This window comes from Chryseobacterium sp., assembly GCF_045629545.1.
GTDB lineage: Bacteria > Bacteroidota > Bacteroidia > Flavobacteriales > Weeksellaceae > Chryseobacterium.
In genome coordinates this window covers 42,437-50,828 of record NZ_JAZQRK010000053.1, presented here as the reverse complement: position 1 = coordinate 50,828, position 8,392 = coordinate 42,437, and the positions used below count along the sequence as shown (strand labels likewise).

Annotated in this window: 6 protein-coding genes and 4 tRNA genes; 9 read left to right on the top strand and 1 reads right to left on the bottom strand. The window is 33.8% G+C overall.

Annotated features, from left to right (window positions below; genetic code table 11):
- Positions 1-88: 88 nt before the first annotated feature.
- The 4 genes from ACKI42_RS13355 (at position 89) to ACKI42_RS13340 (ending at position 749) form a co-directional block, all read left to right on the top strand.
- A tRNA-Leu gene (locus tag ACKI42_RS13355) sits at positions 89-171 on the top strand.
- Positions 172-237: 66 nt separating this feature from the next.
- Positions 238-310, top strand: a tRNA-Lys gene (locus ACKI42_RS13350).
- A 149-nt stretch (positions 311-459) separates the two neighbouring features.
- Positions 460-532: transfer RNA gene (locus ACKI42_RS13345), tRNA-Lys, on the top strand.
- 144 nt (positions 533-676) lie between these two features.
- Positions 677-749, top strand: a tRNA-Lys gene (locus tag ACKI42_RS13340).
- 121 nt (positions 750-870) lie between these two features.
- On the opposite strand, the gene panC is transcribed toward ACKI42_RS13340, so the two are convergent.
- The gene (gene panC, locus ACKI42_RS13335; protein ID WP_407406074.1) at positions 871-1,719 is read right to left on the bottom strand and encodes a pantoate--beta-alanine ligase; all 849 of its coding nucleotides are present in this window, start codon (positions 1,717-1,719) and stop codon (positions 871-873) included.
- A gap of 168 nt (positions 1,720-1,887) precedes the next feature.
- Here panC and ACKI42_RS13330 point away from each other — a divergent pair, with 168 nt between their 5' ends.
- The 5 genes from ACKI42_RS13330 (at position 1,888) to gldL (ending at position 8,384) form a co-directional block, all read left to right on the top strand.
- Complete coding sequence (locus tag ACKI42_RS13330) at positions 1,888-2,658, top strand: glycogen/starch synthase (RefSeq protein ID WP_407406073.1); 771 nt, start codon at positions 1,888-1,890, stop codon at positions 2,656-2,658.
- A 12-nt stretch (positions 2,659-2,670) separates the two neighbouring features.
- A complete protein-coding gene (locus ACKI42_RS13325) occupies positions 2,671-4,227 on the top strand; it encodes a DUF4270 family protein (RefSeq protein ID WP_407406072.1) in 1,557 nt (518 codons plus the stop codon).
- Positions 4,228-4,262: 35 nt separating this feature from the next.
- Positions 4,263-6,116: a glutamine--fructose-6-phosphate transaminase (isomerizing) gene (glmS, locus tag ACKI42_RS13320; protein WP_407406071.1), complete on the top strand. Its 1,854-nt coding sequence runs from the start codon at positions 4,263-4,265 to the stop codon at positions 6,114-6,116.
- Positions 6,117-6,223: 107 nt separating this feature from the next.
- Positions 6,224-7,633 (top strand): gliding motility lipoprotein GldK, encoded by a 1,410-nt coding sequence (gene gldK, locus ACKI42_RS13315; protein WP_407406070.1) that lies wholly within the window; start codon positions 6,224-6,226, stop codon positions 7,631-7,633.
- Positions 7,634-7,691: 58 nt separating this feature from the next.
- Positions 7,692-8,384: a gliding motility protein GldL gene (gene gldL, locus ACKI42_RS13310; RefSeq protein WP_407406069.1), complete on the top strand. Its 693-nt coding sequence runs from the start codon at positions 7,692-7,694 to the stop codon at positions 8,382-8,384.
- Positions 8,385-8,392 lie beyond the last annotated feature (8 nt).

Genomic DNA, 8,392 nt, shown 5'->3' with positions numbered 1-8,392 from the left:
AGCAATACACTTTTAATGTATGGGTCCTGGGTTCGAATCCCAGCCGGGTCACTAGCAAAAATATTATAAATTTATTATGATTTTTTTAGCCTGCGTGGTGAAATTGGTAGACACGCCATCTTGAGGGGGTGGTTTCCTAAGGATGTGCTGGTTCAAGTCCAGTCGCAGGTACAGCAGAATAATTTGTGTGAGTGGGGAATTATTTTTACCTTTGCAACGCAAAAAAAAGACAAGACCGACTCGGTAGCTCAGCTGGTAGAGCAATACACTTTTAATGTATGGGTCCTGGGTTCGAATCCCAGCCGGGTCACAAGTTTACTGAAAAGTAAATTTTTTTCATATTAATATTTTGTGATTTGGTGTTCAAAGACTTCCTTTTGGAGGTCTTTGATTTTTATAAAAGCAAAATTATATCATTTGTATGTAGATTTTTTTATATTCAAATATCAATAAAAGACCGACTCGGTAGCTCAGCTGGTAGAGCAATACACTTTTAATGTATGGGTCCTGGGTTCGAATCCCAGCCGGGTCACATGTATGCTGAATGGTAGATTTTTTTACATTACTATTTTTTGATTTGGTGTTAACGTGTTTCCTTTTGGAAATTTATTTAAATAAGAATTTATTATAATAAGTATTTAGATCGTTCCAAATGTTTATTATTAAATAAAAGACCGACTCGGTAGCTCAGCTGGTAGAGCAATACACTTTTAATGTATGGGTCCTGGGTTCGAATCCCAGCCGGGTCACAAATTTACTGAATAGTAAATTTTTTTCATATTAATATTTTGTGATTTGGTGTTCAAAGACTTCCTTTTGGAAGTCTTTGATTTTTTATGACCTTTTAAGTCATATAATAAGCTTAAAGAATTAGTCCAAATGCATATTGTCAATCAATCTAACACCATCTACGACTACGACGATAAAGGCTCTGTAGTTTTTATCTTTATAAAAGAAATCAGTTTCTTTTAGGCTCTCCTCTTCAGCAATCATAAAGTATTCTAATTGCATCCCCTTTTGATCATCAAAAATTTCTTCAATTCTTTCTTTAATTTCTGGTACAGATACGACACGAAACCAATCATTCACCTTTACTAAGCTTTCATATATGATGGTAGAAGCTATTTTTCTACTCTCTTCTAATCTCTGATTTCTAGAACTTAGCGCTAAACCATTTTCGGCTCTGTAGATAGGAACTCCAATAATCTTGATGGGAAGTTTCTTTTTTTCTACCAATTTTCTAATAATAGCAAGCTGCTGATAATCTTTTTCTCCAAAATATGCATTATCTGGTTTTACTTGCCTGAAAAATTCTTCTACAACAGTACCTACACCATCGAAATGTCCATGCCTAGATTTTCCTTCCATCTCATTTTCCAATCCATCAAAATCATAGGATTGGCTTACTGCTTTTTCAGGATAAATATCTTCTACTTCAGGTAAATATACCGCATCTACCAAACCCGATTTTTCCAAAATAGAAATATCTCTCTGCGTATCTCTAGGGTATTTTTTCAGGTCTTCTGCGTTATTGAATTGTGTAGGGTTAACAAAAATAGAGGAGATTACCATATCATTTTCTGCTCTCGCTTGTTTGTACAAGGAAAGATGTCCATCGTGTAATGCTCCCATTGTAGGTGCAAAACCAATTTTTTTTCCCATCTCTTTTTGTCTTTCTATATAATCTTGAAATGTTTTTTTGTTTCTTAGAACTTTCATATCTTATTTTAAATACAATTCAAAATTACTAAATTATCTCATATTAATTTTATGATATGATACTTTGTTTATGTGGATTGTACTAAAAAAATGTTAATTAAACCAATGTTGAATGTTTTTTTGTAATTTTGCATATTAATGAATTATTTAAATTATATATAAAATTATATGCCCAATCAGAAAATACTATACATTACCACAGAAATGTACCCGTACCAGGAAGACACCAATTTAGGAACAGTGGTAAACAAAATGGCACTTAAAATGCACAGTGAAGGCAATGATGTAAGAGTTTTTATGCCAAGATTTGGACAGATAAGTGAAAGAAAATTCCAACTTCATGAGGTAATCCGCCTATCTGGAATGAATATCATAATCAACGATTTAGATCAACCCCTTATCATAAAAGTAGCATCACTACCAGGAGAAAGGCTTCAGGTATATTTTATTGATAATGAAGAGTACTTCAAGAGAAAACAATATTATTTTGATGATGAAGGTAAGGCGTTTAGTGATAATGATGAAAGAGCAATTTTCTTTGCAAGAGGGGTAATAGAAACCATTAAGAAACTAAATTGGGTGCCGGATGTAATACATCTCAATGGGTGGATGGCATCATTTATCCCTGTTTATTTGAATACATATTACAAGTCTGATACTTATTTTAAAGATGCTAAAATTGTACTCTCTTTGTATAACGAGAAAGATGCACCATTAGATAATTCAATTATAGATAAATTGAAATTTGATAACATAATTGATCTTGATGCTTTGAAGCAGCCAAGTTTCAGAAGTTTTGTTATTGAAAGTATGAAATATGTGAACGAAGTAGTAAAAGGTGACGAGTTTTTGGATGCAGATTTAGATGCTGCTTACAACGAAACTTCTACTGCAAAGTCAGAATATTTGGATTTAGATTCTATCAACAAACTATATTAATACTACATTTTGATGATTTATAATATAAAAAAAACAATCACTGTACTTACTATGGTGATTTTTGGGGGTTATATAATCTCTAGCTGTGAGCCCGAACCAGATTCTATGGGCGAACAATTATTTTTAGATGATGCTGCCAATGGGAACGAAACTCTGTTTGATCTAATTGCTTATAATATTATTAATAACGATAGTATCCAAAGTGATGCTTCTCAATTAAAATACGCAGCATTAGGTGCATTCAAAGAGGGCCAATTCGGAAAACAAAAGGCTTCTTATTTCACGCAAGTAAGGCTGAATACTTATGATCCAGATTTTGGTGCTAATGCTATAGTAGATTCTGTTGTTTTGGTGGTAAAACCTGATTATGAAGCGGCATCAGATTCTGTTAAAATTACTACTAAAGAAGATTTTATCTATCCATTGGATAGTATACCTGCAAAAAAAGTAGTAAATACATATCCCATTAAAAAATTCGGAAAAACTAAATTAAATGGTGGAAAAATGACCATCAAAGTACAGGAAGTGACAGAATTTCTAAATGGATATAATGATAAAGCATATTCTAATAAGGACTATGCCGTATCTTCTACCATTTTGGGATCTAAAGAGATTTTTGGAAACGTGAGTTCTGTGGCGATCAATAAGGATGCTGATAATAGTTCTCTATTTAGTTCAGAACCTGGCGTAAGAATAAAATTGAATCCTGTATTCTTTCAAAATAAAATTATAGACAAAAAAGGACAAGCAGAATTAAAAGATGTCTCCAATTTCATCAGGCATTTCAGAGGTCTAAAAATTTCTGTACAAGAAGAAGATGGATACTTGATGCAAATTGCACCAAACGATATGCAATTAATCATGTATTATAAGAATGATAAAGTAGATGGCAGTACCACTACGAGACCACAAAGTACTTTTGCTTTCAATATTAGAGGGGGTAATGCACACATGAGCCATATACATTTTGATAGATCTGACTCACAAATAAATAATGTGGGTACACCAAATCTTGAGAATGGAGATGCAAAATTGTATACACAAGGGATGGGTGGAAACTCTATTGGTATTAAGTTCAAACCTTCAGAAATAGATAAATTGAAGAAATTGTACCAAGATAACAAATCCGCAATCATCAGTGCAAAAATAAGATTATATACAGATCCTATAGCATGGAATAATGGTTACTCGAAGCCAAAAATTCTTACTATTGTTCAACATGGTGTGAAAAATGTTTTGGCCAAAAAAGGATACACACAAGATATGATACAACTTACTTCACCACTTGCTTTATCTTATATGACTGCTTATGATTTAGATAAAAATCCAGCATATTATGACTTTGTAGTCACTCAATCACTAAAGGACATTGTAGAGTCGGGAGAAGGGTATGATAATAAATTCTTTAAAATTGATTTGGCAGAATTCCTTAAAGGTTCTGATGGTGTTACACCATTAGGATATCAATACACAAGTAGAGTTTATTCTACTTCTAGAGCGGTATTTGTGGGTTCTGATCCAACCAATGAAAAACAAATAAAATTAAGAGTGACATTAAGCTCTAAATAATACTAAAAATACAAATAGAACAAAAAACTTTAATTATGTGTGGAATTGTTGGATATACAGGATTTCAAGACGCTTACGAAATTGTAATTAATGGTCTTAGAAGATTAGAATATAGAGGATACGATAGTGCAGGTATAGTGCTAGAAAATACAAATAATAAATTTAACGTTGAGAAGACGAAAGGAAAAGTAGATGACTTAGTCGCAATTTCTGGTCAACTCAAAGGTATTGCAAAGGTAGGAATGGGACACACTCGTTGGGCAACACATGGTGTACCGAGTGATAGAAACTCTCATCCTCATTTGTCTAATAACGGAAAAATTGCTGTAGTACATAATGGAATTATAGAAAACTATGATACCATCAAAAAAATGCTTACAGGCAAAGGATATACTTTCAAATCTGAGACAGATACTGAAGTACTAGTTAATCTTATCCAATATTTTACAGAGCTAAATACTGAAACTGATTTTCCTACAGCAGTCAGGTTTGCACTAAATGAAGTATATGGAGCGTATGCAATTACTGTAATGCACGATGATTATCCTGGGATGCTAATAGTAGCAAGATTGGGTTCTCCATTGGCAATTGGTATTGGCGAAAAAGAATATTTTATCGCTTCAGATGCCTCTCCTTTCGTAGAATTTACAAAAGAAGCTATCTATCTTGAAGAAGGTCATATGGCAACTATTTCATTGGAAAATGGAGTAGATATCAGAACAATTACAGATAATTCTAAAATCATTCCTGAAATTCAAGAGCTAAAACTAAGTTTAGAACAAATTGAAAAAGGAGGATATGAGCATTTTATGCTTAAAGAAATCTTCGAACAGCCAAAATCTATTCAGGATACAATGAGAGGAAGACTTATTGTAGAGGAAGGGGTAATAAAAATGGCTGGTATTTGGGATTATATGGAGAAGTTCAAAAATGCCAATAGAATTATTATCATTGCTTGTGGTACGTCTTGGCATGCAGGTCTTATTGGAGAATATCTAATTGAGGATTTTGCAAGAATCCCTGTAGAAGTAGAATATGCATCCGAATTTAGATACAGAAATCCGATTATCACTGATAAAGATATTGTAATCGCAATTTCTCAGTCTGGTGAAACTGCCGATACAATGGCCGCTCTTAAATTGGCTAAAGAAAAAGGAGCATTTATTTATGGTATCTGTAATGTAGTAGATTCTTCTATTGCAAGAATTACAGATGCGGGTTCTTATACACACGCAGGTCCAGAGATTGGAGTAGCTTCTACAAAAGCATTCACTGCTCAGTTGACTATTCTATCATTAATAGCACTTAAACTAGGTAAACATAATGGAAACTTAGGGAACGCAGAATTCATGAATTTGATTACTGAGTTGAATGCAATGCCGAAAAAAATTGAGGAGGTTCTAGAGATGACTCATGAATTAACGCAAACAATCGCTAAAGATTTTATTGATGCTACTAATTTCCTTTATTTAGGAAGAGGGTATAATTATCCAGCAGCATTAGAAGGTGCATTGAAACTAAAAGAAATCTCTTACATCCATGCAGAAGGGTATCCGGCAGCAGAGATGAAACACGGGCCAATTGCATTGATCGATGAAAATATGCCAATTGTAATTATAGCACCTAAAAAAGGTCATTATGATAAAATTGTAAGTAACGTACAAGAAATAAAGGCTAGAAAAGGAAAAGTAATAGCAGTTGTTAATAAAGGAGATAAGCAAGTAAGCGAGCTTTCAGATTATGTAATTGAAATTCCAGAAACGTCAGAGTGTTTCTCTCCAATCGTAGCATCAGTGCCTTTACAATTGCTGGCTTACTATATTGCAGTGTATAGAGGGGCTAATGTTGATCAACCTAGAAACCTTGCTAAATCCGTAACAGTAGAGTAAAAATAGTTGCGAATAAAATAAATTTAGATTTTTTGCGTTATTCTGAAAAAAATCTTAAAAGTTTCTTAAAAAAATTATATATTTACGGCTTAATTATAAAAATTAACATGAAAAGGATATTTCTTTTATTATTGTCTGCGTCCGTAGCGTCGGTATCTTGTTCAGGTGGTGGATCCTCAGCGGGGAAACCTGGAACAAAAGGAGAATTGATACCAAGAGAAAAAACAAAATCATTTGTTGCTGAAAGACCCTTTGGAATGGTTGCTATTCCTGGAGGATCTTTTGTAGCTGGTTTAGCTGATTGGGACCCTACAAACAGTCCTGAAAAAGCCAATCTAAAAACAGTAACAGTATCTTCCTTTTTTATGGATGAAGCTGAGACAACAAATGCTGAGTACAGATTATTCATCAATTATGTAAGAGATTCTATCGCAAGAACAATGCTTGCTGAGGCAGCTGGAGAAGGCGGAGAAGGGGGTAAAAAAGGTGCCAGCATTGGAGATTACGCTTATCTTGCAAAAAAAGAAGAAAATCTTACTCCTTACCAAGAGTACTTAGAAGGTTCTGGTGGTAGAGACGGATATGATGATAGTAAAAGATTAGATTGGAAAATTCCGTTACATTGGAATACAACCAAATATCCAGATGTAGAATATGCTGAAGTTTTAGAGTCTATGTATTTACCTTCTTCTTCTAGAGTAGGTAGCGAGAGACTTCTAGATGTAAGTAAACTGAAATACAACTACAAGTGGGGAGATATGGATGCTGCATTAGCTGACAACGAAAGAGGAGTGAATTTCCTGAAGAGTGAAAGTATTGCTATCTATCCTGATACTACAGTATGGGTAAAGGATTTTCACTTTGCTTATAACGAACCATTGTTCGAGCAATATTTCTGGCACAAAGCGTACAAAGATTACCCTGTAGTAGGTGTAACCTGGGATCAGGCTAGAGCATATTGTAATTTTAGAACAAAGTTGAAATCAGATTATAACGAAAGTTTAAAAAGAAAGAAACAAAAGCCGATGATTTTCCGTCTACCTACAGAAATGGAATGGGAATATGCTGCTAGAGGAGGAAAACAAAATGCTACATATCCTTGGGGTGGTCCTTATTTGATGGATGATAGAGGATGTTACCTTGCCAACTTCAAACCGAAACGTGGTAACTATATGGAAGATGAGAAAAAAGGAACCTACACTTATGCTGCTCCAGTGAAGAAGTTTAAGAAAAATGGTTTTGGATTATTTGATATGGCTGGAAACGTCTCTGAATGGACAGATTCTGGTTATAACAATTCATCTTATACCTTCTCCTCTACTCTTAATCCTACTACAAAAGATAAAAATGATACTAAGAAGTCTGTTAGAGGAGGTTCTTGGAAAGATGTGGGATATATGTTGATGACAGGTGCTAGAGATTATGAAGTAAAAGACTCTGCAAGAAGTTATATCGGATTCAGAACGGTACAAGATATCCCTGAAGCTGCTGTAAAAGTAAAAAGAGTTAATAAATAATTTATATCTCAAAATTTTTCAAAACAATTTGATTTAACACTTAAAAAAAACTAACTATATGTTTAAGACTAAAGATGCTTGGATGAACTTTTTCTATTCATTCGGGGCTGCAATTGTAATTCTTGGAGCTTGGCTTAAAATTACTCACATCACTTTTGGACCTATTAATGGGAATATCGCCCTTACTATTGGTCTAGTAACTGAAGCTATTATTTTCATTATCTTCGCTTTTGATCCACCAGCAGCCGAAGAGTCTTATCATTGGGAAAATGTTTATCCAGAATTATTGGATAAAAATGCAAACCCGAATCCAATACATTCTAATATTTCTAATAAAAATGTTGGAAACCAGTTCGCAGAATTAGAAAATTCTCTTTCTACGAAATTGGATCAAATGTTACAGGATGCCAAACTAGATGTACAACTTTTTGATAGACTAAGAGCTGGAATTGATAAATTTTCAAGCTCAGTAGACCAAATCAATCAAACTGTAGACGTTTCAGCCTCTACACATAAGTACAACGACCAGCTAAACAAAGCTGCAAGCCACATGGAAAGCATGAATGCTTTGTATGCAATGCAGTTGGAAAGTACTCAAAGACAGTCAGATTTTGCTAAAAAATATGTAGAAGATATGCAAAAATCAGTAGAGCATTCTCAAAAATTCAACCAAGAATTGAACGGATTAACTACTAATTTAAATAGCTTAAATAGAGTATACGGTGGTATGTTAACTGCTATGAAGTCATAATTCCGAAC

Bases quoted from the DNA above. Each gene is read 5' to 3' on its own strand.
- glmS (WP_407406071.1), top strand. From the start codon at position 4,263: ATGTGTGGAATTGTTGGATATACAGGATTTCAAGACGCTTACGAAATT.
- ACKI42_RS13325 (WP_407406072.1), top strand. From the start codon at position 2,671: ATGATTTATAATATAAAAAAAACAATCACTGTACTTACTATGGTGATT.
- ACKI42_RS13330 (WP_407406073.1), top strand. From the start codon at position 1,888: ATGCCCAATCAGAAAATACTATACATTACCACAGAAATGTACCCGTAC.
- panC (WP_407406074.1), bottom strand. From the start codon at position 1,719: ATGAAAGTTCTAAGAAACAAAAAAACATTTCAAGATTATATAGAAAGA.
- gldL (WP_407406069.1), top strand. From the start codon at position 7,692: ATGTTTAAGACTAAAGATGCTTGGATGAACTTTTTCTATTCATTCGGG.
- gldK (WP_407406070.1), top strand. From the start codon at position 6,224: ATGAAAAGGATATTTCTTTTATTATTGTCTGCGTCCGTAGCGTCGGTA.